Raw genomic sequence first — 24611 nt, forward strand, 5'->3', positions numbered from 1 at the left:
TTCCCTCTTGGGCCGTGTGGTGCGGGAACGAACGTCCATATGGAATGCCTGACCGCCGGGTATTTGGCAGGATTGGCTGCTTGAAAAGTGCCCAGATATGCTTAAAATACGCCCCCTTGCTGGATTTTTGGCCCGACGTTATGCGGGCCTGCGTGGATAAACGTCCACAGCCAGCCAGAATTCATTCCGTTTCAGTCAGTTGCGTGCGCCGGCCAAGTGCGGCTGGGGTTGTTGTGCCCGTTGTGGTGGCATACAATGCGCGCCTGTTTACTGAGGCGGTGAGGCTACTCGCCTCGTTTTCGATCACAGATTGGAGGTTCACGACATTAAGCGTGGAGGCAAAGGCCGCGAGCAGCGCGCCAATACAAATCAGCAAATCCAGGCAACCGAAGTTCGGTTGATTGATGTGGACGGTGAGCAGGTCGGTATCGTCAGCCTGCAGGATGCCTTGGAAAAGGCCACCGCTAAACAGCTGGATCTGGTGGAAATCTCCCCTGGTGCAGAACCGCCGGTTTGCCGAATCATGGATTACGGCAAGCATCTGTTCGAGGCAAAACAGAAGGCCAAAGAGGGGCGTAAGAAACAACGCCAGACTCAGGTCAAGGAAATCAAATTCCGTCCCGGCACCGACATTGGCGACTATGAGGTGAAACTGCGTAACCTCATCCGTTTCCTCGAGGCCGGAGACAAAGCGAAAATCACCGTCCGTTTCCGCGGTCGGGAGATGGCTCACCAGGAACTGGGCCGGGAACTTCTCGCACGTATCGAGAAGGATCTGGAAGAATACGGTTCTGTTGAGCAACGTCCGAACATGGAAGGGCGCCAGATGATCATGGTGCTCGGCCCGGGCAAAAAGAAGAAACAGTCCTGATCGGCTGTTTAATTAATTCATCAACTTGAGAAGGTACCATGCCTAAAATCAAGACAAATCGTGGGGCTGCCAAGCGTTTCAAAAAAACCGCCTCCGGTTTCAAGCGCAAGCAGGCATTCAAAAACCACATTCTGACCAAAAAGTCTTCCAAGACTATTCGTAAACTGCGTCCGAAGCAGGAAGTCCACGAGAATGATGTGGCTCTTGTTAAACGCATGATGCCCTACGCATAACTTTTACGGATCTGGAGACTAAAAAATGGCACGAGTAAAACGTGGTGTGCAGGCCCGTCGTCGGCACAAGAAGATTCTCAAGCAAGCTAAAGGCTACTACGGTGCCCGCAGCCGTGTATTCCGTGTAGCGGTACAGGCCGTTACCAAAGCTGGTCAGTACGCTTACCGCGACCGTAAGGTTCGCAAGCGTCAGTTCCGTCGTCTGTGGATTGTTCGTATCAACGCCGCTGCGCGTTTGAACGGCCTGTCTTACAGCCGTCTGATCAATGGGCTGAAGAAAGCGTCCATCGACATTGACCGTAAAGTACTGGCGGACATCGCTGTCCGTGATCAGGCAACCTTTAGCGCTTTGGCCGAAAAAGCCAAAGCGAGTCTCACCGCCTGATCGACTGTTACGCAGCTGCGTAGTAGTGCATTCAACGGGGGAAGAGTTCGCGCTCTTCCCCCGTTTTTGTTGGTAAAAGAGACGCAACAAGCAACACGCTTTGTGCAACACGGGAAAGGGGTGCACGAAGCGCGTTGCGTGTAGCAGAGGAATTGAAATGGAAAATCTCAATGCCCTGGTTGACGCTGCCTTGGCAGAGGTCGAGCAGGCTGGCGACATTCGGGCGCTGGACGATGTGCGGGTGAAGTACCTGGGCAAAAAGGGTGAAATCAGTGCCTTGATGAAGGGGTTGGGCAAACTGAGCGCAGAAGAGCGCCCGCAGGCCGGCGCCGTCATCAATGAAGGCAAGCAGAAGGTTCAGGACGCTATTGCCGGGCGCAAAAGTGCCATGGAAGAGGCGGCCCTGAATGAGCAGCTGGCCAGCGAGACCGTTGATGTGACGTTGCCGGGCAGAGGCGAGTTGCCGGGCGGGTTGCACCCGGTGAACCGTATGCGTCGCCGCATTGAGGATTTCTTTTTGCGTCTGGGGTTTGATATTTCCGAAGGCCCGGAAGTGGAGGATGACTTCCACAATTTCGAGGCCTTGAATATCCCCGGCCACCACCCGGCACGGGCCATGCACGATACCTTCTATTTCGGTGATGGGCGCCTGCTGCGCACCCATACTTCACCGGTACAGGTACGGGTGATGGAACAGGGCAAACCGCCGTTCCGGATTATTGCGCCGGGCCGTGTGTATCGCTGTGATTCAGATTTGACCCACACTCCCATGTTCCACCAGGTGGAAGGCCTGTTGGTGGACAAGGGCATTACCTTCGCCGATCTGCGTGGCACCGTGGCGGAATTCCTGCGCTTCACCTTTGAAGTGGAAGACTTGCCGGTCCGTTTTCGCCCCAGCTATTTCCCGTTCACCGAGCCCAGCGCGGAAGTGGATGTGGGCTGCGTGAGTTGTGGTGGCGATGGCTGCCGGGTGTGCTCGCACACCGGCTGGATCGAAATCATGGGCTGCGGCATGGTGCACCCGAAGGTGTTGGAAGCGGGCGGCGTTGATGCGGAAGAGTACAGCGGCTTTGCCTTTGGTATGGGGATCGAGCGTATCACCATGCTCCGTTATGGCGTGAACGACTTGCGGTTGTTTTTCGAAAACGACACCCGCTTTTTGTCCCAGTTCAGCTAACGTCTCCCGCGAACAAGTTAAAGGAATCACGACATGCGTTTTAACGAAGCCTGGTTGCGGGAGTGGGTCAACCCCGCCGTGGATACCGACACCCTGGTCCAGCAATTGACCATGGCCGGCCTGGAAGTGGACGCGGTGGAACCGGCCGCACCGGATTTTAGCGGCGTGGTGGTCGGGCAGGTGGAAAGCTGCGAACCGCACCCGGATGCCGACAAACTCAGTGTCTGTCAGGTGACCAATGGCACCGACACGGTGCAGGTGGTGTGTGGTGCGGCCAATGTGCGTGTGGGCCTGAAGATGCCCTTCGCCCAGGTCGGCGCGGTGCTGCCCGGTGACTTCAAGATCAAGAAAGCCAAGCTGCGCGGCCAGGAATCCAATGGCATGCTGTGCGGCGCGTCGGAACTGGGCCTGGAAGACCTGATCGATGGTCTCATGGAGCTGCCGGAAGACGCCCCCGTGGGCACCGATTTTCGCGACTACCTGAGGCTCGACGACACCGTTATCGAAGTGGATCTGACTCCTAACCGGGCTGATTGCCTGAGCCTGCGCGGTATCGCCCGGGAAGTGGGCGTGATGAACCAGAGCCCGCTCACCGAGGCGGCCATCAGCAAGGTGGCGCCGGCCATTGATGATGCATTGACCGTAACGCTAGCGGATAACGCCGGCTGCCCCCGCTACCTGGGCCGGGTCATCAAGGGCGTGGATGTCAACGCTGCCACCCCGCTGTGGATGGTGGAGCGCCTGCGCCGTGCGGGTCTGCGCACCATCGACCCCATCGTCGATGTAACCAACTATGTGTTGGTGGAACTGGGGCAGCCGTTACATGCGTTCGATCTGGCCAAGCTCAGCGGTGGTATCACCGTGCGCAAGGCCAAAGCGGATGAGACGCTTACTACCCTGGACGACCAAGAGCTGACCCTACGGGACGATACCCTGGTAATTGCTGACGACAGCGCGGCACTGGCTCTCGCTGGGGTCATGGGCGGCAAACCGTCATCCGTGACCACGGATACCCAGGATATTTTCCTGGAATGCGCCTTCTTCGCCCCCCTGGCGATTGCCGGCAAGGCTCGCTCCTATGGGCTGCATACCGATTCCTCTCACCGCTTCGAGCGCGGTGTGGATCCGCAACTGCAGAGCGATGCCATTGAGTATGCTACAGCCCTGATCCAGCAAATTGCGGGTGGCCAGGCAGGCCCCGTCACCGAAGCGGTGGACGAAGCGCAGCTGCCCAAGCAGGCCGAGCTCACATTGCGCGCTGAGCGGATCGAAGGCTTATTGGGCATGGGTTTACCCGCCCAGCAGGTGGAAGACATTCTCAGCCGCCTGGGCATGGACATCTCTCTGAATGGCGATGGGCAAGGGTGGACCGTGCTGGCTCCCAGCTGGCGCTTCGACATGGCCATCGAGCAGGATTTGATCGAAGAGTTGGCGCGCATTTATGGCTACGAAAAGCTGCCCAGCCGGGTGCCGGCGGGTTCGCCTTCCGGCGAGACCGTGCCGGAACAGATCGTGGCCGTGCGCCGCCTGGCGGACACCTTGATGGACCGTGGCTACCAGGAAGCGATTACCTACACCTTTGTGGAGCCGGGTCTGCTGGCGAAAGTCGAGCCCCGCGTGGAGCCACTGCCGCTGCTGAATCCGATCTCTGCGGATTTGGGCGTCATGCGCACCACGCTGCTGGCTGGCCTGTTCAGCACCGCGCGCCATAACCTGAACCGGCAGGCTGATCGCCTGCGTCTGTTCGAAACGGGCCTGCGTTTTGTGCCCACCGATGCGCCAGACGTGGAAGGTGGCCTGGAGCAGACGCCGATGATCGCCGGTCTGCTGTACGGTAGTGCCCAGCCGCAGAATTGGGAAGGCAAACGCCCGGTGGATTTCTTCGACCTGAAAGGGGACGTGGAAGCATTGTTGGCGTTGTCTGATGCGCAGGCGTTCAGCTTTGAGCCCGCCGAGCACCCGGCGCTGCATCCGGGCCAGACCGCGGCACTAAAGCGTGATGGTGAGGTGGTGGGTTTTCTGGGGCGGATTCACCCGCGCCTGGCCGCCGATCTGGATCTGCCGGGTCAACTGTACGCTTTCGAACTGGCGCAAGCGCCGTTGCAGCAAGGCAGCCTGCCCAGCTTTGCGGCTGTGTCTGACCAGCCGCGGATGCGCCGCGATCTGGCCTTTGTGGTAGAAGACAGCGTCCCCGCAGGGGATCTGATCGCTGCGGTTCGCTCTGCCTGTGACGATCGTCTCACCGGGGTCAAGATTTTCGATATATATCAAGGCGATAGCATTGGTGAAAATCGTAAAAGCCTTGCTTTGGGCTTGACCTTCCAGGACCGTTCACGCACTCTTAAGGATCAAGAGGTGAATGACCTGGTGGATGCCGTAGTATCCCAGTTAAAACAACAGTTTAACGCCGCCTTAAGGGACTGAATTAAGGAAGGGCAGGGAGCTATTAATGGGAGCGCTGACCAAAGCGGATATGGCCGAGCGTTTGTTCGAGGAGTTAGGCCTGAACAAACGTGAAGCAAAAGAAATGGTGGAAATGTTTTTTGAAGAGATCCGCCATTCACTGGAAAACAATATCCCGGTGAAGCTCTCCGGCTTCGGCAATTTCGATCTCAGGGACAAGAGCGAACGACCAGGGCGCAACCCGAAAACCGGTGAGGAAATCCCCATCACCGCCCGTCGGGTTGTTACCTTTCGTCCAGGACAAAAATTAAAACAACGGGTTGAGGCCTATGCTGGAACCAAGTCATAACGACGAATTGCCGGCGATTCCAGGAAAGCGCTATTTCACCATTGGTGAAGTCAGCGACCTGTGTGACGTAAAACCGCACGTGTTGCGCTATTGGGAACAGGAATTTCCCCAGCTCAAGCCCGTGAAACGCCGTGGTAACCGTCGTTACTATCAGCGCCAGGACGTGCTGATGATCCGCCAGATTCGCAGCCTGCTGTACGATCAGGGCTTCACCATCGGCGGTGCCCGTCAACAGCTCTCCGGCGGCGCCAACGCGGAACAGGCCACCCAGTACCACCAGCTCATCAAGCAGATGATTGTGGAAATGGAAGAGGTCCTCGACGTCCTCAAAGCTTCCTGATCCAGCACCAAACGCTCCCCGCCATCTCCGATGGCGAAAAAGCCCCGGCAGCCCCGCTCCCGGGGCTTTTTCATGCCCGCCCTGACCAAATCATCATCCCGCCTTCTGTAGGAGCGCCTCTCGAGGCGCGAACCTGCTAGCGACAAACCCGACAATCCCCCCATCGCTCAAACCCTGACCAAACAGCACTTTACCGGTTCCATCCCCCCACCAAATCCGCTATGATTGCCGCCGCTTTGGTAGCTCTGCCTGCCAAGCACATCTCGGGGCGTAGCGCAGCCTGGTAGCGCACTTGCATGGGGTGCAAGGGGTCGGAGGTTCGAATCCTCCCGTCCCGACCAAATTAAGGTCGGAAAAACAAAGAGATAGGCCAGTCATGGATGACTGGCCTTTTTGGTTTTTAGGCGTCGCTTATGCTTTTCTGTGTTTCGTCACCGTTCCGTCACCGTTTCTCAATAGCTAATCCCTGTGGCTGGCCTGTCTCCTTTACTTTACGCGCCACTGACCTTTAGTTTTCCCTGATTGGTCAGGCGGTCCGTTTACAAAGGCCTGGCGCGTATTGGATGCCCGGCAAGATGGCTGAAGCTGTGCCGGATCACTCTAGAAAAGGGGTTGAGGGTACTCCATAGCTATGAGGCTGGGTGACGCTTGTAGTTGCAGCGTTGGGTGGATCACTTGGAGGTGGTGTCAGGGCGCTGAGTAGTTAGAAGTGCGAGACGCGTCAATTCGAGCATCCTCAAGGTGTCTTGCTGCCAGCTTTTTGGCTTGAGAGTCCAGGTCGTCCCTTTTGTTCGCATCGAGTTGTATGGGGTCCTGCAATCCCTGCCTTTCTAATTCCTGCCTTACAAGGTCTTTCTCTACTAGCTTTCTTATAAGTTCTTCATATTGCTTGAGAATGCCCGCATGCCTCGTATTTTCTTTCCGCAGGCGACCTAGCTCTTTGGTTTTTCTGTCCTCTACCAGTGAATTGCGCGTTTTTCTGGCGCCTTCGAGTCTTTGTTGATGCTCATTTCTCAGTTTCTCGATATGTGTTCTATCCTGGCAAATCAGAGCTGTCAGGTGGGCGCTTTGTGACACCTTTAGATATTTGGACGTACGTTTCAAAAACAGAGCTTCTTCTACGGGTAGCACAAAACTGAAAGTCCGCTTGTTTTTGTTCTTCCGGTAGCTGTAAGCATTCCATGCTCGTTTGATGCGTGCAAAAGCATCTGCCCCCAATCCGTTATTCCAAATTCTTTCCAGTGTCATCAAGGTCGGCTCGTTCTCTTCGTGGGGAGCTTTTACTGAAAGGGCTGATGGGGGGTTGTTTCGCAAATAGTGCCTGGCCCAATCTGACTTGTCCTTGTCGGAGCCAAGCCACTCTTTCGGTGGGATTGGTTTCTTCACTTTCAATGCTCCTAATGCTTGAGATTTTCATGACAAGTAAATCATACCGTATGAATTGACGTAAATATGATCATAATTGATAATGGGCAAAAATAGATATCATTTGTGCAAATATGTACCTTGGCAATGCTCTAGTATCCAGCTTTAACTGCTTGTCGTCTGAAGAGCTGCAGGCCGCTGAGCGATATTTTTTGACTGCCTTTATCTATCAATTTGGTATAGGCGAATGGGCTCAAACGTCTCTGGACCGTTTGGCGGGGAAGTTGGGAGTTAGTGAGAGATTAGCCCGTCATTCGATAGGGGTACTGGTTGACCAAGGTCTTCTTGATGCCCGGCGCGTTGAAGGTAGGACCGGAAGGCCGTCTTACGATTATCGACTTTCAAAGCTCGTTGCCGATCGGTTGAATCTCCAGGTTGGGCCAGTGAGTGTGGGACATGAGGGGCTGGTAAAGTCACTGCTCAGTATTCCCTCACCTGGAGGGTTGGAGGTCACGAGAAAGAAAGGTCGTACTTTTGGCCCTCCCAACCCTGATGCCCTGAGTGTCGGTAGCAAGCTGGTTCTTATAGTGTTGCTGACTGAGGCGGATTCCTGCGGTGTAGTCAGAAATTGTTCGACTTTTGGCTTGGCCAAGCAGGTGGGGATGTCAGTTCAAAGAGTACGCCGGCATTTGAGGAAGCTTTGGCGCTTAGGGTACATGCGAGATGTGGTTGCTGGGATTGTGAGTGATATAGGAATCGGCAAGTGCCCGAGCATCTATTTTCTCAACCTGGCTCACCCTATTTTTGAGGCTAGCTGGTGTGGTCGGGCGTTTGTCCTTCATATACAAAAAAAAGATCAGTACCACCCGGGCCGAGAGATTCCTCAGTTGATAAGGATTCTCAGTAATGGTTGTGAGGATGATTCCTACGTTGCCATTGAATATGACCGTAGAAACTATTTGTTGCCGGTGAAGTGTGAAGATGACGTTGCTAAAAGACTCAAAGATGCTGTGCTCGATGGGCTTGAAGAATATCTGCAGGCTGTTTTAGACGATTATGTAGGTCAAATATTGACCGATAGATACTTATTCATTGGCAGTCAATTTCTACCAGAACCAAGCATCAATCTGCGCTTAGAAATGGAGGCATTGCTATGTGTAAAGGAGAGAAAGGGTAGCGATGAGGCGGCCTCTAGAGCGGCGATGTTCCTATCTGGCTGGATATGGAGGGCTGCGTGCATGAAATCTGAAGTGCTAAGCAAAAAACTAGGGGTGATGCGTTTGCTTATGCCACCAGATGGTAGGATATCGATATTGCGATCAACAGAGAATGGTAAGTTGTTGATTTTAAAGGCTGTGGTTGCGCCGCCGCCAGGCAGAAATGTTACTCCGGGGATTTACCAAGGGGCTTCAATCGATTATGTAAAATCAACTAAGGAAATCAACCGTGTAGACTTGTCTACAAAAGAGCAGTATGAAATTGGCCTGCTTGTTAAGCCAAGTGTAAAGACCAAAAAGGAGGTTGTAGACACGGAAGTTGGTATTGAGGATGAGGGGTAGTTACATACCGTGGATAGCACTGATTTAAGCTGTGAATTGATGTCAGCCTTCAAGCTCAATAGTGTTATTGGTTTGTGGGCCTTCTGGGTACGATAACCCCGTTCCAGAACTCGTAATCGATTGTTTTAACTGGATAGCGCTATTTGGGCTCCCGTCTGTGGGGTAAAGGCCCTGTTGTGGGCTTTCAGTACTTGATAACCCGCTCTGAGTGTCGGTAATAGATATATATAGTCATAAAGTCACTTAGCCAGCCCACTTGTGAAGGCTGGTAAGTGCAGTTGGTTGAGTAACAGGCAGGCTGGACCAAACCAGCCTGCTCATGAGTAAATTTCAACCAGTGCGCTGGTACCTATGAAGAAACCATAGGTGCCAGACAATGAGAAAACGACATTCAAGCAACACCAACCTCAAACTCCACTATGAATCAGTCTGGGAGGGCTTGCCGGTACTGGCAAGGCCTGACCGTCCACTCGCGGTGAATTACCTCAAATCTATCCGGTCTACTTTGGACCGGGCCTTAAATGAGCATCCACGAACCTGTGTCATCCATTTCGTTGCTAGGCTGCCGTACGGTTGGTCAGGTCCCAAAGGGGGGCAGGCAAGCGGCTTCATCAACTCTCTTCGTTCGCAGATCAGGTGCGACTCGAAGCGTAAGCGCGGCCAGGGAAAACGGGTTCATGACTGCCATGTTCGTATGATCTGGTGTCGCGAGTTCGGTGGGGAAGGGCAGCCCCATTATCATATTGCCATTATGGTCAATAGGGATGCTTACTCCGCGTTGGGGCGTATCTTAGGTCAGCAAGAGCCGGACTTCCCCTGGTGGTTGGCGGAAGAACAAGCAGTTAGCAACATGGCAGAGCGTATTCAGCGAGCTTGGGGTCGCACTCTTGGTCTGACTGGGAGTCAAGGAATCGGTTTAGTCCATTTCCCTGATAGCCCGGTCCAGCTGATTTCAAAAGGATCGTCTATGTATACCGCGCAATATCATGAGGTGTTCAGGCGCATGAGCTACTTGGCAAAGGTGGATACCAAGCTTTATGACGATGGGTTTAGGAACTTTGGCTGTAGCCAGAGAGGAGGTGAGTAAGTTTTTACGTTGCTGCGCTATCGCATGAACGAATGACGAGGAGAATTTCATGCGATTCATGAGGCTAACAGAAGTGATACGAGATACCGGTCTTGGCCGTTCTTCGATCTACAAGCGTATTGCTGAGGGTGTATTCCCCAAGCCAGTACCGCTTGGTGGAAGAACGGTTGGCTGGGTATCTGATGAAATCGAGGCCTGGATTTTGGAGAGGATTGAGGAGAGGGATTGCCAGGAAGTGCCTCATTGACCGGCTATTGGGCTTTCGTGGTTCATGGATGGCTGCGAGGTTTTGTATCAGATGAAAGCAGGAGGGGGCTCCAATTTGTAATGGTAGACCCCGGTACCAATAGGACCGGGGAGGTTTAATGCCAATTGATCGAGACCTTGGAGCGTAGTAGGCGAGGAAAACGGGGACTATCCGAGAGGATGTTCTGCTCGGGTATCCACACACGACGTGACGGTGCTGTTACCAATAAGGCGCTAATCTTTCTTATACAGCACTGTCACTTTGCCGGCAGGTTTGTTCTTGCCTATCTCATAATCAGGGTTGAAAGTGGCGAGATTATGAGCGGCGATGCCAATCACTGAGGCAAAGCCAGTAACCTGGGTAAAGCCAGTCGGGATAGCGAAGCTGGCTAAGGAGGCCGCTCTGTATTCTGTGTACACGCGGCAACGTAGCCCTTTTTTTTCAATGGCTCCCTCGACTTTATTTACCACGGAGCTGATGTTCTTGACCGCGACAATTTGAAAGGAAGCTTTCTTGGCAATGAGTTCGGAGAGCTTTTCAGTAGTGATGTCTTCGGAGGTGTATTTTTCGATGTCAATATCTTTGCTCATTGAGTTGTCCTAGTTTGAGGAGATGATAAAACGGGCAGATTCGCTGCCCGTTCTAGTCAGCGACTGGGTCTTATTGAAGTATGATCAAAGCTCCGCTATTTGCTGTAGGGCATCTTCATAAGCAAATAGTGTGTCGAAGTTTTCGTTGTAAATTAGGTAGAGGGCGGACTGTATGTTCTCGTGTGGCGTTTCTTCGATGGTATCTTTGAATATGTTGGTATGATGCATGCTTCCGGAAAGCACCATGAAGCTTTCGTCCTCCATTACCACCCAGTCAATGGTTTCAAAGGCCCTGGCTCCTTTGTATTTCTCAAGAGTCTCCTGAGCCAGAGAGAGGGAGTCCTGGTTTTCTTTTTCAATCATCGAGATCTGGTTTTTTATGCTCCGGACCCCTCTTTCGTGATTTTCTATATCGGTTATTGATTGCTGTTTCACACGAGGCCAAACCGTGTAGCTGGAGCCGTTTTCTGTTTTCCTTTCAGTCCAAGAATTCCCGTTATCGATATGATTTTGGGCTTTCTTTAATAGTTGTTTTTCTCTCGCTATTTCTGATTCGAGTTCGTTTAACCTTTCCTGCAATGTGATCAGCCTGCTGTCGTTTTTTGCAGCATCGATCATTTCATTTGCTGTATCCCTGTAATTCTTTTCTATGTCCTTGAAATCACAGGTGTAACGAACGACATCTCGGCCCCGTTCGTCCTCAATGACAGACCAGTCTGTGCTCTCACAAAGCTTACGGTTATCCAGCGCCTGGCCAACCGTATATTCAGGGAGTAATTCAAGACGCCCCTCCCGGATGACGTCTATTTCAGAAGAGCACCCGGATAGGGCTGCCAGGGAAATGCATGCTAGGGCTGCTTTGAGGTTTTTCATGATGGTTCTCTTTTAAAATCTTTCCATGAGGTGATTGGCTTAAGCACCAACCACAATTAAGAGGAAACAGACGATCCAGACGATGAAGTACGCCAGGTTCTGCTTCAGGGCTTGGGTTCGTTGGTAGAGATAGACGGGCACCAGCCACACCCATCCACCAAATGTGCTGGTATCAGTGCCGGCTTTCTTGAGTCTCTTTTCATCCAGGAAAGACAGGGCGATATTGAGTATGAGAGTGATGTAAATGAAATGGCCGCTGGCAACGGCTTGCTCGGCACGGTACTCGCTGCTGTGAACCATGTAGGCCACAAAGTATTCCAGGGTGAGGCCGATCAGTGGGGCAAACGCCAGAATCCATACAACGGTGTTGTTGACTTTGGCTCCGGTTAGCGGCGGTGGGGTCGTATCATCAAGGTGTTCCCGAAGCTGGGTATCTTCGATGTTGGTCCAGTCCGCGAACCCCTTCTTCCAGACGGATGATCCGTGGCGTAGTGTGCCGTTGCTGATCAGGGTGATGAGATCGGTTTCAGAAACGCCCCCCTTCCTTTCTCCGTTGAGTTCGTAGAACCAGATCTCGTTCCCCGTGGTGCTGTTTTCCATTGTTCATTCCTTGTAGTGGCTGTCCTTCCATGGTTTTTAGCCAAGCACAGGTCGAGTGCTGTGCCTGGGAAGAGCGGTCTCCCCCAGGCGCTGTGTCCGTTGGTTTGGAAGGTGTGTCTCAGTTTGAGTGTTATGTAATTCAAGACTCGCAAAGTATTGCAATGCTGCACCTTGGGGGTCAAGTATTCCGGTACGACAGAGGTATGGCACTGCCGTAGCGTTGCTCTATCAGATTGATGGAGTGGGCGTGATGAGCTTCCCCGAGCGCCTGAAGGCGGCACGGTTGGCGTTGGGTCTGACCCAGGAGCAGTTGGGCGACGAGCTTCATGTGACCAAATCCACGATATCCGCTTGGGAAAATGGCCGTGATTCGCCCGGATTTCGTTTACTGCCGAAGTTGAAGGCGGTCCTCGGTGTATCGCTGGATCATCTGATCTGCGGTGATCAGGTTGAGGGTGCCTCAGAGCTGAAGTCCAAGTATGACGCCCAGGTACGTAATGACGCCGAAGCTCAACTGCTCAAGGGCTACCGGCGCCTGTCCGTTAAACGTCGCCAAGGCCTGCTGGCTATGATTGATTAGCCTGCCTGTTGTCCGGCCAGCTTCTGGCTGAGTCCCTGTGCCGACTGCGGTTGAGTATTGCCCGGTGGGGCCGACCCTTCCGGCACGAACTCCTCCACGACCTGTAACCCTTCCTCCTCCGAGTATTCGAACTGAGCGTTGAGCAGCCCTGCATGGGCTACCTTGTCCAGCTCTGTTTGGTTGATGCCCTGGTCTTCCCTGACCTTGGCCGTTTCCCTGGCGTGGCTGACGGCATCCTCCATGGATTGCTCAGCGCGCAGCGTCAGATCCACGTAGTAGATCGGTGCCCGGTGGCTCTGGGTAGTGCTCTTCCCGCGTAGCTTCAATTCCAGGGGTAGGGTGGCTAGGTTGCCGCCACTGATGGCATGGAAGTAGCGCAGCCGAGCAGCCAGGGTGCGGATGCTGTTGTAGCCGGTGGTCCGAAACACGAAGCAGCCCAGTCCATCCTCCTCTCCGATCCGTACATAGAGCCGCCCGTAGGGTTTGCACAGATCGTGGGCACCGAATTCGCATAGGTCGGGTGAGGGGCAGGGTAACTGCTCCAGGCCCTGGTCGGTGCGGCGTCGGCAGGTCTCCCCGTCGCCACTGCACAGGGGCCGGCCACTCTTGCGCTCGAAGAAGGTGTACTCCGCCCGCAGGTTCAGGTCCGGATCATTGAAGGGCAGGGTGACGGGAATGCTGCGTAGCTTCTTGCCTTGTACCTCCTGGCGTAGGGCCTCATCCAGTGGGTGCGGTAGCCAGCCCTCCCGGGTCTGGATCTGGGTAGTGATGGTGAATTGGTCGTCTTTCTCCGGCAGACGCTTGCCGTTCTTTTCTACTATGCGGCCAATACTGATACGGCCAATCACGGGGGGCGTAATGGCGAGTCCTTTGATCATGGGAATCTCCTGTTATAAAAAGCACAGCCGCCGGGCTGGGCCCGGCGTTTATGCTGTTAGGCGTGGGGTGTTGAGTGAGGTGATGCGAGAACGATCAGGTGTTGGGTTTGACGAGGAACCGGCGACTGCCAGCGCGATGCTTGGGGAATTGCTGCAGTAGCGCGGGCTGAGTCTTGAGCAGGGCGTCAGTGTCGAGCACTGTACTGTCCTTGCTGCGCTTCCAGCTCACCTGGCCATCCATGAAGTAAGCCCGAGCGGCGTCACCCATGCGTTGCTGGATGCGCTGCTTGAGCCGGGCTTCCCGTTCGGCCAGACGGGCTAGGCGTTCCCGGATATCCAGCATCTCACTGAAATCGCCGTTGAGTGCGGTGTCTTCAATGAGATCCAACGCTTCGCCATCGTCACGAGGGTAGAGCGCTCGCAGCGCCTGGTCGGCGGAGTCGGAGCCATCGGCCTCGGGTGGCGTATCGGTTTCCACCAAGTGCCAAAAGGCCCGTTCCAGCTCGATCAGTTGCTTGATGACGGCGTCATCCCGCTCAATGCGGTGTACCTGCAACTCCTGCCCGCAGATCAGCACCGCCACGTCCGCTGCCTGCTTGCCGGTGACGGCCAGTTGATGCTGCACCTGGCACTGGATGTACTCTGGTACGCCATCGGCCCAGAGCCTGGCGCCATTGAGGCCGGTGGTTTTGCACTCCAGGATCTGCACCTCTGGATTTCCCACTACCGAGTAATCCAGATTGGCCAGCATCCAGGGCTTGTCTGCATCCGGGTGCTGGAGCACGGCATTCACTCGCCGTACCTTGTTGCCCGTCGCCTTGGCATAGGCCTCGGCCACCTTGGGTTCAAGAAGATTGCCCCAGTACAGCGGGGTATGGATGTCGTCAGGATCGGGGGCCGGTAACAGCCCATCCCGCCCGGTCTTGATCATCCACAGCTCAAGCGGCGATTGGTACGGATTAAGTCCCACGGCCGCAGCGGCATCGCTGGCCCCGATACCTTGCTTGCGGACCTTGAGCCACTGTTCCCGGTTCATGCCCTTGGTGGACACCAGGCGCAGGGCTGGGCGGGATGAGGATTTGATGGAGCGGGGCGTGCTCATGAGTGTCCTCCTTCCAGTTGGGTCAGCCGCTCGGTAAAGCGATCATGAAGATTGATCAGCCGGTGGGTCTGGGGTGTCTGATCCGACGGGATCTCATGACTACCGCCCTGGCTGAAGAAAGTGACCACCAGCTCGGTGATCATCTGTTGGATGTCGGTGTTGGGCGGTAAATCGCCATCATTCTCGAGCAGATAGGTGCCCAGCTGTTCGCCCAGGATAGACACCACCTCGTACTCGAACACCCCAGGAAACCCTTGCGGGCCATACCAGTAGGGTTGCACCTGTTTCCAGATATCGGGGATGAAGTCACACAGGGTGCTGATCAGCTCAATGCATCCATTACCCCAGATCTCCAGAAGCCGGGTACCGCGCTCCTTGTTCAGCATCACCCCTTCATGGAGAAAGGCGCCCCAGATGGCGGCCAGATGCGGGGAGAGGGGTGGCGCAGAGAGTCTGGCTTCCGGGTTCACACGGCTATCGTGATTACGTTCTGTCATGGTCAGGCTCCAAACAATAAAAAGCCCGACCGGCACAGAGCGGGTCGGGCTTTAGTCGAGGAAAAAGAGTGAGTCGGGAATCAGTCAGGTCACCAGTTCCAGAGTCTGGCTCAGGGCCCGCTGCTTGATCTGGGCACCCTTGCCGAACCAGGCGGAATCCAGCCGGTTGTCGGTGCTGCGGGCGCGACGTTCGTGGTCCACGAACTCGGTGACTGCATTGAGCAGGCCGTAGGCCGTGTTCTTGGCTGACGGCAACTCTGCGCCGCGACCGGCCCCGTCATACAGCGCCATAGCCTTCTTCATGGCCTGTTCGTTGGGCTTCACCAGCATGTCCCCAGAGGAGTAGTTCACATCGGTGAAGACCGAACGCATGACCTTCTCGGCGGTCTTGCGGGTGATCCGTCGTTCGCTCAGCGCTTTCAAGCGATACATGAAGTCATCCCAGGCAGAGACGGAGATACCCAGCTGTTTCTTGACCGCCTGAGCATCGAAGGTGGTGTTGTGCCGGACTTTCACCGCCTGGCCGGCGCCATTGAGGGCTACCGCCAGGGTGTTGTTGCACACCACCCGGATGCTGGTGAACTGGGCAGTGGTCGCCAAGGTACCGTCACAGGCGGTGGCCAGCAGCACATAGCCGTTGGTCTGGTCATTGCCAGCCAAAGAACCTGTTTGCCCGGTGCGGGCCAGCGCCCAGAGCTTGCGGCCACCTTTAAGGACGCCAGCGGTTTCCAGTTCAAAGCCGGAGCGCTCGGTGAGGTCCCGGTAAAACTCCAGGATCTGCCGGGGCTGAACCACCTTGAAGCGGTTGCTCACTACGGACAGAGGCGCCTGATTATCTGATCGGAACAGCACCTTCTGATCCGGGAAGGATGAGATCTGTCCCAGGGATCCAGCCTCGCTGCTAATGAAGCGAACAGGAGTCTCACGGATCTCCCAGTCCATGCCGGCTTCCTGCATCCAGACATTGAGGGGCTGTTGGGCGGCGAGCTGGTTGCCCAGCCCGTGCCAGGGGGTGCGGCCTGCATAGGCCATGCTTTCGACAAGATGTGCCATGGTAAATCTCCAAGAAAAACGGTGAGCCCGAAACGGGCGGATTGGCGAATGAGAAGAGGGGGTGAGTCAGGGGTAGAGCAAAAGCAGAAGAGTGAAGGCTTAGAGCCAGCCACGCTGGGCCAGGCTGACCCACTCGGAGCGGGACACGACGAAGTGATCCAGTACCCGTACATCGATCAGGGCCAGAGCGTCCTTGAGTCGGGTGGTGATGGTGCGATCAGCCTGGGAGGGCTCACAGCACCCGGAGGGGTGGTTGTGGGCAAAGATTACGGCAGCGGCATTGCAGGCCAGCGCCTGCTGTACCACTACACGGGGATACACCGCCGCGCCATCAATGGTGCCGTTGAACAAGGGCTCGAAACTGAGCACCTTGTGTTTGTTGTTGAGGAAGATGGCCGCGAAGACCTCGTTTTTTTCCTGGGCCAGAGCCATCTGCAGGAACTGGGCAACATCGGTGGGCGCAGTGAGCGTATCTCGACCGGTGAGTTCATCCAGTAGGATGGTGGCCGCCGTACTGACAATCTCCTCGGGTTTAACACAGCCCTGCACGTGGTACAGGCCCTGCTCGTTCTTCACGAAAGTGGGAATATCCATAAAAACTCCAAAACGGCATAAAAAAGCCCGCACAAGGCGGGCTCTGGTATGTAGTGAAGGGGGGGCAAGTGCGAAATACGGGTTAATCGGTGTCGAGTCGAAAGGTGTGGCCGCAAGCCAGGCACTTCAGGTTGTCGAGAAAGGTTTGGTCGAGCTTGTCACCGAGAGCGGCACCGGCCTCTCCGCCGGCAACACCTCCGATCAGGCCGCCGATCACGGCACCGGCTATGCCGCCGAGCAGCGATCCTCCAGGGCCCGCGACATAGCCCAGCGTCATACCCACACGAGCGCCACTTGTGGCCGCCGCAACTCCACTCGCGGCACCCGCGGCTGTGCCGACAGAGCCGCATACCCTGCGCCCGGTGTGGAGCGCCGCTATCCGGATAGATTGGCAGCTGGGACATTGAATGATCATTAAACCTCCATGAAATGGGACCAGGAGGGTCATTCCTTCCTGGCTTCATGGGGGTGATATGTAGGTGAAAAAATCTGGAATCGAGACGTAGACTAGGTAACAGAAATGAAATTACTAAGTGGGAAGTCAGTTCAGGTGTGTGAATCGCCACCGGTTTGCTAGACACCTTTCAGCCATACAAAATGGTGGCCGCCGTACTGATAATCTCCTCAGGATTAACGTAGCCCTGTACGTGGTACAGGCCCAGCTCGCTCGAATATCCATAGAAACTCCAAAACGGCATGAAAAAGCCCGCACAAGGCGGGCTCTGGCATGCAGTGAAAGGGGGGGGGGGGTATAAAATTCATGATCAAAAGCATCGGTTTGCTGTTTTGGGTTGCAAGTAGAGCAAGTAGTGTTAGTGGGTGTAGATTCAGTATCCTTCAGGAAAAGCTCATTATAGAGCGGTCGAGATTGAACAGGCTGGACGAGACTCCAAATCATCATCCCAACTATTGATGAATTTGACTTGAAGCATAGAGAATGGAGGGTGAAGGTGTCAGTTGTCTGACCGGTCGCCGAATCGATCAGAACCAGGGATTACAACAACTGCAGTAAGGCCTCCTACCTTACTGGACGTGTAATGAACCAGCCCCTGATAACGCTCAACTATCGCGTGGACAATAGCCAGTCCCAGGCCATGACCGGGTTTTTGCTCGTCCAGTCTTAATCCCCGCGTGCCCAATTTTGAGCGGGCTGTCTCTAAGACGCCGGCCCCATCGTCGCTGATGATAATTTTTAACTGGCCTTGATCTTCACCCAGGGTGAGCTCCACCCAGCGGAACGACCATTTGCCTGCGTTATCCAGCAAGTTGCCAAGGATTTCGTTCAGATCATGCTCCTCGACAGGCCAGCGACGGTGTTCAGGCAGATATGTTGATAGTTCAAAAGATTTATCGGGGTAGAGGCGGCCGACCATCCACAGCAGGTCCCGGGCCTGTTTGACCGGGCAGGCACTTTGGCCGACCTGTGGGCCTGCAAACCGGCTTCGCCGCATTTCTGACTCAAGCTGAGCATCTATGTCGTCGAGGCGCGACGCCATTTCCCGTCTCAGGTTCTTATCGAGCGGGCGGCTCGTGTCTTCCAGGATCTGTCTGACAGCCGCTATGGGCGTTTTCACACTGTGGGAAAGGTTGGCAAGGGCGTCACGGGAGCGTTCCAACCGGTCATCCAGTGAATCCAGCAGTCGATTGAGTTGCCGGACGAGGGGCCGGAATTCTTCCGGGCCATTTGCGTTAATACGGGAAATATCGCCTGACTGAAGTCTTTTCAGGCTCGCCTGAAGGCCCACTACTGGCCGCAGGGCCAGACTGATGCCCACCCATATGCTCCCGATCATCAGAATGACCAGTAAAACCGAAACGACGGCGGTCCAGGTGTGGAGTTCGGCCTGACTTTGCTGCAGTGCCTCCATATCCTCAGCAACAATGACCACGAAGGAATTTCCGTCGACCGTGAAGGCACGGCGATACCCCAGCATTTCGGAAGGCGCAGCGGGCACCTCAGCATCCCGGACTCTCACGGCTCCTTCCTGTTCGGACGAGAGCAATGGCCTCAGCAGCGGTGTCCAGGTTTTCGGTGAAATGGACTGCCCGGACGGAGAGGCAATGGCGAAGGCGTGGTGGAACACTTCCTGAAAGTAGTCGCCGGTCTGGAGTGTGTCAGTTCGGCCGCCGGACTGGCGGATCTGGTGTTCCAGAAAAGCCACCTCGTCTTTCAGGCGGCTTTCTACAAAGTCCGTGGACATCCTCTCCAGCAAGGCCCCATGGATGATCCAGGCTAGCGCCATCAGGCCAATACCGGCCGGAAGCAGCAGAATCAGGAGCATCGCCCTGACTGAGTGAGGTCTAGCGGCTATCGGCATCGAACAGGTACCCCTGACCGCGTCGGGTCTTTATGGTGTCCGGACCCACCAGCTTCCTGAGCCGCCGTACATAGGCTTCGATAACATTCTCGCTGGGTGTGTCGTCGAGGCTGTATAGCTGGTCCAGAAGCTGCTCTTTCGAAAAAACCTGCCCGGGTCGACTCATCAGACAGCGGAGCAAGCGGAACTCCGTACCGGTCAGGCTATGTTCGGTCTGGTCACCGGATCTTAACGTCTGGCGATTTTCGTCCAGCTCGAATCGGCCCGCTGTCAGGATATCCATTATTCGACCTTCGCTTCGCCGGACGATGGCGTGAAGCCGGGCAATCAGTTCTTCGGTCTGGAAAGGTTTCGCGAGGTAATCATCGGCGCCGGCCTTAAGTCCATTGACCTTGTCCTTCCAGTCTCCTCTGGCGGTCAGGATCAGCACCGGGAAGCTGACCTTATGCGTCCGCCACTGCCTCAGTACGTCCAGACCGTTGCCGTCGGGCAGGCCCAGGTCAAGAATACCGGCCTGGTAGCTTTCCTGCTGCCCGAGTTGCCCGGCGTCCCGTGCTGTACGGGCGGTATCCACGCTGAAACCGGCCTTTTCCAGATGGGCGCTTAGCCCGTTCGCCAGTAGGGAATCATCTTCCACCAGAAGTAATCGCATTCCTGATTTGCCTTCTCAATTTGAGGATCAAAGCCCGTCAGTATGGTTGTCCAAGCTGAATTGTGCCTGAACGAAAAAAATAATTCCGATTTTCAGCATGGATTCAGGTTGCTGAGCGATGGTAGCAACCGTTTCTGGATATTGCTCAAGTTTTGAGTGAGACAACCCGGCCTCCAGGGCCAAATCTGTTCAAGGGAGAAGATATATGACCATATCAAAATTTCTCGTTGCTGCTGCGGCTATCTCATTGTCGGCGACCGCCTTTGCCGCTGGAACCCATGGTGGAGGCCATGGTCACGGCGCTGCGAGTGGTGAGCCCGGCAAAGCCTCAGAGGTCAGCCGAACCATAACAGTCGAAATGTACGACAACTACTATGAACCGGAATCAATCACCGTAAGCCCCGGGGAAACGGTGCGGTTCATGGTGGAGAACAAAGGGAACCTCGTTCACGAGTTCAACATCGGCACACCTGAGATGCATGAGGGGCATCAGGAGGAAATGATGATGATGGTAGAGCACGGCGTGATTCAGGGCGGGAAGCTGAATCACGACATGATGAGCATGGACATGGGCAACGGAAAAACCATGAAGCATGACGATCCAAACAGCGTGTTGCTTGAGCCCGGACAGAGCAAGGAAGTTGTCTGGAAGTTTACGGAAAAAGGCGACATTGAGTTCGCATGCAACGTGCCAGGCCACTACCAGGCCGGCATGTACGGTGACGTTAACTTTGAGTAAACCGGCGTACTGACAACCCCGCGAATGCACGGGTTGGGACTGTTTTCCAGCCCTGCTTCAACGAAGTGCAGTTTGGAGTAAGAAAAAGATGAAAACACGCCTACTGACAGGACTTTTAAGCCTGCTGATGCCAGCCATGGTTATGGCTGGTGAGTACGACCTGACGGTCGACCGGGTAAAAATTGATACTGGCGATTTCGTGAAAGAAGGCATTGGATACAATGGCGTATCTCCGGGGCCGGTGATGCGCTTCAAAGAAGGCGAAAACGTCAGGATCAACGTGACCAACAATCTGGATGAGATGACGTCCATTCACTGGCACGGTCTGATCCTTCCTTTCGATCAGGATGGAGTACCAGGTATCAGTTTCCCGGGCATCAAGCCGGGTGAAACCTTTACCTACGAATTTCCCATCCAGCAAGCGGGCACCTACTGGTTCCACAGCCACTCTGGTTTTCAGGAGCCGGATGGCGCCTACGGTTCCATCGTTATCGAACCCGAGGGGCGTGAACCGTTCCGTTACGACCGCGAATACGTCGTCCAATTGACCGACAAACACCCGCATTCCGGTGATCGCATCATGCGCAACTTGAAAATGATGACTGATTATTACAACCGCGATCAGCAGACCGTGGGCGAGTTTTTCTCGGATGTGTCCGAGAACGGTTTTATGAACACAGTTCGGGATCGCATGGCCTGGGGTGGCATGCGCATGATGAAAGCAGACGTCGAAGACGTGCATGGCTTTACGGGCCTGATCAATGGTAAAGGGCCGGACCAGAACTGGACCGGACTCTTTGAGCCGGGCGAGCGCATCCGGCTGCGTTTTATCAACTCTTCGGCGATGACCTACTTCGACATCCGGATTCCCGGTCTGGATATGACGGTTGTCCAGGCTGATGGCAACAACGTTCAGCCGGTCAGTGTGGACGAGTTCCGGATCGGTGTAGCGGAAACCTACGATGTGATCGTGCGCCCGAAAGATGAGCAGGCTTATACCATTTTTGCCGAATCCATGGGACGTTCAGGCTATGCAAGAGCGACGCTGGCCCCCGAAAAGGGTATGGAAGGGTCTGTGCCACCAATGCGTGAACCAGCGCGTCTGACCATGGCTGATATGAGCGGTATGCCCGGTATGGACCATGGCAGCATGTCTGGCATGGATCATGGGAACATGGATATGAGCAGCTCGGGAGATATGTCCGGGATGGACCACTCCAACATGGGCAGCATGGATCATTCCAATATGGAAGGTATGGATCATTCCAACATGAAAGATATGGATCATTCGGGCATGTCCGGCATGGACCATGGTTCCATGGCGATGGGGACAGAAGAAAAAAGCGATCCTTTTTACGCCAAGGGCAGTGGCCTCATGCCCAAAGCTGCCAATGGCGGAAAGTTCCTCTCTTACGCTGACCTGAAGGCTCAGGATCCGTTGTATGAAGTTCGCGAGCCGACCCGGGAAATTGAGCTTCGTTTGACCGGCAATATGGAGCGGTATACCTGGAGCATTAATGGCGTCAAGTATGAAGACGCCGATCCGATTCGTCTCAAATACGGTGAGCGGGTCCGTTTCAAGTTTGTCAACGAAACCATGATGACTCACCCCATGCACCTGCACGGTATGTGGTCCATCCTTGATGTTGGCGCAGGCCAGTGGAACCCGATCAAACACACGGTCAGTGTGCAGCCCGGCACCACCGTTTACATGGAAACCGAGGTCGACGCGCCCGGTCAGTGGGCGTTCCACTGTCACCTGTCCTATCACGCGGCCGCTGGTATGTTCCGCAAGGTCATTGTTGAAGGTGGGCCAGAGTCGACGCAGGCCAAAACAGACGTGATTGCCAAAGATGGAGGTGAGGTATGAGCTGTATTCGATCAATTGTCGCAGTCAGCTTCCTTGCCTCTATTGGTGTCTCAACGGCGGTGACAGCTCAGGAAATGATCTCCGACACCACCGCTCGTAAACAGCCGCTCACAACCTGGGGTGTTCAATTCGAGGAGTTTGAATACCGCTACAGCGACGATGACGAGGAACTGGGCGTCTGGAATGCGGATGCTTTCTATGGCACCGACGAGTTCAAAGTCCGGTTGCTCACAACCGGGGAGTACGAGATAGAGGAGCAGGCCTACGAAACACTGGAAAACCAGCTGGTCGGCCAGATCCCCATCTCCAAGTTCTTCGACGCCAAAGCGGGCGTACGTTTCGATACGCCCGAGGGGCCGGACCGTACATATGCCGTTCTCGGTGTAGCCGGGCTGGCTCCCCAATGGTTTGAGATCGATGCAAACCTGTATGTCAGTAAGGATGGCGATACGTCAGCCGAACTGGATGCAGAGTACGAGCTGCTTCTCACCAACTACTGGATTCTGGCGGCAACGCTGGATGCCACGGTTGCGTTTAGCGAGGACCGGGAAATTGGCGTTGGTAAAGGACTGGTTTCTACTGAAACCGGACTCAGGTTGAGCTATGATCTGATCGACCGTGCGTTCTCGCCTTATGTGGGCGTGGTGCATGAGCGCAAATACGGCGATAGTGCCGACTTTGCCGAAGCGGACGGCGGCAGTACAGCAGATTGGTTTGCTGTGATTGGAGCGCGCATCGCACTCTGATCAGGTACTTAGGGGCTAAAGATATTTCTTTGGCCCGTTTTTCTCGACATTGATGCAAGTGAGATCTACCCAAGCCAGCATTGGCTATTTATTGAGTATCAAACGCCGTTCAAAACAACAGGAGGTTGTATGAGCAGCACGCACGACAGAACCACGCGCTATCAGAAAGGCAGTCTTACACTTCCGGGAACTGTTATGCTGGGCACCGGTGTCATGATTGGCGCCGGTATCTTCGCCCTTACCGGGCAGATGGCGCAGATGACTGGCGTTCTTTTCCCGTTGGCGTTTCTGGCCGCGGCGGTAATCGTAAGCTTCAGTGCCTATTCCTACATCAAAATTTCCAATGCCTACCCGTCAGCCGGGGGCATAGGCATGTACCTGCACAAAGCCTATGGCAATCGGTTACCGACGGCTTTCAATGCTTTGCTGATGTATTTCTCGATGGTGATTGCCCAGAGCTTTCTTGCGCGAACCTTCGGTTCTTACACCATGCAACTGTTCGATGGCGATGAAAGTGGCCGCATGGTGCCCATTCTTGGCGTCTCACTAATTCTGGCCGCGTTTCTGATCAATCTGTTGGGCAACCGAATGATTCAGGGCGTGGCTTCCTTTATAGGTATCCTGAAGATCGGAGGCATTCTGGTTTTCGGGCTGGTGGGTATCTGGATTGCCGACAGTGTTTCTGTTGATTTCTCTAGCCCCGGTGAGGCTGGAACCTTTGGCAATTTCCTGGGGGCAACGGCCCTTGGCATTCTGGCCTTCAAAGGTTTTACCACCATCACCAACAGCGGCTCGGAAGTCATAGACCCCAAGAGAAACGTGGGGCGAGCGATTATTATTTCCATCGCAGCCTGCGTGGTGATCTACACCCTGGTCGGTTTCGCCGTTGCCAGTAACCTGTCCCTGGCGGAAATCATCAAAACGCAGGACTACTCTCTGGCGGCCGCTGCGCGTCCCGCATTGGGCGACTACGGCGTCTGGTTTACCGTCGCCATTGCGATGATGGCCACCGCCGGTGGCATTCTGGCCAGTATTTTCGCCGTCTCACGCATGTTGGCCATGCTGACTGAAATGAAGCTGGTCCCCCACAGTCATTTCGGCATGCCCGGTAGCATCCAGAAGCACACGCTGGTTTATACCGTGGTGCTTGGGCTTATCCTCACGGCCTTCTTCGACCTGTCCCGAATTGCAGCGCTGGGCATCATTTTTTACCTGATCATGGACATTGCTATCCATTGGGGCGTTCTGCGCTATTTACGGGAGGATGTGAAGGCCAATGTGTGGGTGCCCACGGTGGCAATTGTTCTGGATTTGCTCGCTCTTGGTGGCTTCGTTTGGGTCAAACTGAATACTGACCTGTTTGTTATTGGCGTGGCGGTTGTCACCATGATTGTTATCGCAGTGGCCGAGCAACTGTTCCTGAAAAAGGCCACAGAAGCCGAAGAAGCGGGACACAAAGAATCTCATGCTCATCATCACTAATCACCAGAACTCGATAGGGAG

The 24611-nt window shown here is 54.9% G+C and carries 27 protein-coding genes and 1 tRNA gene; 16 read left to right on the forward strand and 12 right to left on the reverse strand.

Translation table 11 applies throughout. The annotated features are described in order from the left end of the window. The first annotated feature begins 325 nt into the window (after nt 1-325). From infC to A3730_RS23840, 8 genes are all read left to right on the forward strand, one after another. Nucleotides 326-871, forward strand: a complete 546-nt coding sequence (infC, locus tag A3730_RS23805) for a translation initiation factor IF-3 (protein WP_369817633.1) — start codon at nt 326-328, stop codon at nt 869-871. Between the two features lie 38 nt (nt 872-909). Then, nucleotides 910-1104, forward strand: coding sequence for a 50S ribosomal protein L35 (rpmI, locus tag A3730_RS23810; RefSeq protein WP_007149690.1), 195 nt, complete (start codon nt 910-912; stop codon nt 1102-1104). 25 nt (nt 1105-1129) lie between these two features. Beyond that, nucleotides 1130-1489 (forward strand): 50S ribosomal protein L20, encoded by a 360-nt coding sequence (gene rplT / locus A3730_RS23815; RefSeq protein WP_007151143.1) that lies wholly within the window; start codon nt 1130-1132, stop codon nt 1487-1489. A gap of 157 nt (nt 1490-1646) precedes the next feature. Further along, nucleotides 1647-2666 carry a phenylalanine--tRNA ligase subunit alpha gene (gene pheS / locus A3730_RS23820; protein WP_063521063.1) on the forward strand — a complete coding sequence of 340 codons (1020 nt, stop codon included), beginning with the start codon at nt 1647-1649 and terminating at the stop codon, nt 2664-2666. 33 nt (nt 2667-2699) lie between these two features. Next, nucleotides 2700-5090: a phenylalanine--tRNA ligase subunit beta gene (pheT, locus tag A3730_RS23825; protein WP_063539125.1), complete on the forward strand. Its 2391-nt coding sequence runs from the start codon at nt 2700-2702 to the stop codon at nt 5088-5090. Between the two features lie 25 nt (nt 5091-5115). Next, nucleotides 5116-5418 (forward strand): integration host factor subunit alpha, encoded by a 303-nt coding sequence (gene ihfA / locus A3730_RS23830; RefSeq protein WP_007151347.1) that lies wholly within the window; start codon nt 5116-5118, stop codon nt 5416-5418. Further along, the gene (locus A3730_RS23835) at nt 5399-5758 is read left to right on the forward strand and encodes a MerR family transcriptional regulator (protein WP_007149838.1); all 360 of its coding nucleotides are present in this window, start codon (nt 5399-5401) and stop codon (nt 5756-5758) included. The genes ihfA and A3730_RS23835 overlap by 20 nt, the downstream gene beginning before the upstream one ends. Before the next feature lie 264 nt (nt 5759-6022). Further along, nucleotides 6023-6099: transfer RNA gene (locus A3730_RS23840), tRNA-Pro, on the forward strand. Between the two features lie 346 nt (nt 6100-6445). Here A3730_RS23840 and A3730_RS23845 read toward each other — a convergent pair. Continuing rightward, nucleotides 6446-7144, reverse strand: a complete 699-nt coding sequence (locus A3730_RS23845; protein ID WP_035249049.1) for a hypothetical protein — start codon at nt 7142-7144, stop codon at nt 6446-6448. A 113-nt stretch (nt 7145-7257) separates the two neighbouring features. Between A3730_RS23845 and A3730_RS23850 the strand changes: the two genes are divergently transcribed. The 3 genes from A3730_RS23850 (at nt 7258) to A3730_RS23860 (ending at nt 10016) form a co-directional block, all read left to right on the forward strand. Continuing rightward, nucleotides 7258-8682: a winged helix-turn-helix domain-containing protein gene (locus A3730_RS23850; RefSeq protein ID WP_007150858.1), complete on the forward strand. Its 1425-nt coding sequence runs from the start codon at nt 7258-7260 to the stop codon at nt 8680-8682. A gap of 376 nt (nt 8683-9058) precedes the next feature. After that, nucleotides 9059-9769, forward strand: coding sequence for an inovirus Gp2 family protein (locus tag A3730_RS33105; RefSeq protein WP_082844632.1), 711 nt, complete (start codon nt 9059-9061; stop codon nt 9767-9769). Between the two features lie 58 nt (nt 9770-9827). Then, on the forward strand, nt 9828-10016 hold the full coding sequence (locus tag A3730_RS23860) for an AlpA family transcriptional regulator (protein ID WP_082844633.1): 189 nt from the start codon (nt 9828-9830) through the stop codon (nt 10014-10016). 233 nt (nt 10017-10249) lie between these two features. Here A3730_RS23860 and A3730_RS23865 read toward each other — a convergent pair whose 3' ends face one another. The 3 genes from A3730_RS23865 to A3730_RS23875 all read right to left on the reverse strand — a co-directional run bounded on the left by A3730_RS23865 (nt 10250) and on the right by A3730_RS23875 (nt 12079). After that, nucleotides 10250-10606, reverse strand: coding sequence for a hypothetical protein (locus A3730_RS23865; protein WP_063508260.1), 357 nt, complete (start codon nt 10604-10606; stop codon nt 10250-10252). Nucleotides 10607-10690: 84 nt separating this feature from the next. Continuing rightward, a complete protein-coding gene (locus tag A3730_RS23870; protein WP_063509631.1) occupies nt 10691-11479 on the reverse strand; it encodes a hypothetical protein in 789 nt (262 codons plus the stop codon). A 39-nt stretch (nt 11480-11518) separates the two neighbouring features. After that, nucleotides 11519-12079 (reverse strand): DUF4339 domain-containing protein, encoded by a 561-nt coding sequence (locus tag A3730_RS23875; RefSeq protein WP_063509630.1) that lies wholly within the window; start codon nt 12077-12079, stop codon nt 11519-11521. A gap of 250 nt (nt 12080-12329) precedes the next feature. On the opposite strand from A3730_RS23875, the gene A3730_RS23880 reads away from it, so the two are divergent. Continuing rightward, nucleotides 12330-12659, forward strand: coding sequence for a helix-turn-helix domain-containing protein (locus tag A3730_RS23880; RefSeq protein ID WP_230457725.1), 330 nt, complete (start codon nt 12330-12332; stop codon nt 12657-12659). Here the strand turns inward: A3730_RS23880 and A3730_RS23885 are convergent. From A3730_RS23885 to A3730_RS23920, 8 genes are all read right to left on the reverse strand, one after another. Beyond that, on the reverse strand, nt 12656-13537 hold the full coding sequence (locus A3730_RS23885) for a hypothetical protein (protein ID WP_063508771.1): 882 nt from the start codon (nt 13535-13537) through the stop codon (nt 12656-12658). The genes A3730_RS23880 and A3730_RS23885 overlap by 4 nt on opposite strands. 94 nt (nt 13538-13631) lie before the next feature. Continuing rightward, nucleotides 13632-14639 carry a YqaJ viral recombinase family protein gene (locus A3730_RS23890; RefSeq protein ID WP_063508770.1) on the reverse strand — a complete coding sequence of 336 codons (1008 nt, stop codon included), beginning with the start codon at nt 14637-14639 and terminating at the stop codon, nt 13632-13634. After that, nucleotides 14636-15136 carry a hypothetical protein gene (locus tag A3730_RS23895; protein WP_230457726.1) on the reverse strand — a complete coding sequence of 167 codons (501 nt, stop codon included), beginning with the start codon at nt 15134-15136 and terminating at the stop codon, nt 14636-14638. Before A3730_RS23895 ends, A3730_RS23890 begins: the two co-directional genes overlap by 4 nt. Before the next feature lie 84 nt (nt 15137-15220). Further along, on the reverse strand, nt 15221-16189 hold the full coding sequence (locus A3730_RS23900) for a DUF932 domain-containing protein (protein WP_063508769.1): 969 nt from the start codon (nt 16187-16189) through the stop codon (nt 15221-15223). A 99-nt stretch (nt 16190-16288) separates the two neighbouring features. Continuing rightward, nucleotides 16289-16783: a RadC family protein gene (locus A3730_RS23905; protein ID WP_062817356.1), complete on the reverse strand. Its 495-nt coding sequence runs from the start codon at nt 16781-16783 to the stop codon at nt 16289-16291. 82 nt (nt 16784-16865) lie between these two features. Continuing rightward, a complete protein-coding gene (locus tag A3730_RS32820) occupies nt 16866-17060 on the reverse strand; it encodes a hypothetical protein (RefSeq protein WP_230457875.1) in 195 nt (64 codons plus the stop codon). Nucleotides 17061-17736: 676 nt separating this feature from the next. After that, nucleotides 17737-19065, reverse strand: a complete 1329-nt coding sequence (locus tag A3730_RS23915; protein ID WP_197468715.1) for an ATP-binding protein — start codon at nt 19063-19065, stop codon at nt 17737-17739. 19 nt (nt 19066-19084) lie between these two features. Then, on the reverse strand, nt 19085-19753 hold the full coding sequence (locus A3730_RS23920; RefSeq protein WP_063520939.1) for a response regulator transcription factor: 669 nt from the start codon (nt 19751-19753) through the stop codon (nt 19085-19087). A gap of 205 nt (nt 19754-19958) precedes the next feature. Here A3730_RS23920 and A3730_RS23925 point away from each other — a divergent pair, with 205 nt between their 5' ends. The 4 genes from A3730_RS23925 to A3730_RS23940 all read left to right on the forward strand — a co-directional run bounded on the left by A3730_RS23925 (nt 19959) and on the right by A3730_RS23940 (nt 24590). After that, a complete protein-coding gene (locus A3730_RS23925; protein ID WP_063519039.1) occupies nt 19959-20492 on the forward strand; it encodes a plastocyanin/azurin family copper-binding protein in 534 nt (177 codons plus the stop codon). Nucleotides 20493-20580: 88 nt separating this feature from the next. Beyond that, a complete protein-coding gene (locus A3730_RS23930; protein ID WP_063508768.1) occupies nt 20581-22362 on the forward strand; it encodes a copper resistance system multicopper oxidase in 1782 nt (593 codons plus the stop codon). Continuing rightward, nucleotides 22359-23108, forward strand: coding sequence for a copper resistance protein B (locus A3730_RS23935; RefSeq protein ID WP_011588644.1), 750 nt, complete (start codon nt 22359-22361; stop codon nt 23106-23108). Before A3730_RS23930 ends, A3730_RS23935 begins: the two co-directional genes overlap by 4 nt. Before the next feature lie 129 nt (nt 23109-23237). Further along, nucleotides 23238-24590 (forward strand): APC family permease, encoded by a 1353-nt coding sequence (locus A3730_RS23940; protein WP_081737601.1) that lies wholly within the window; start codon nt 23238-23240, stop codon nt 24588-24590. The last annotated feature ends 21 nt before the right edge of the window (nt 24591-24611 follow it).

The organism is Alcanivorax sp. HI0044 (assembly GCF_001634945.1).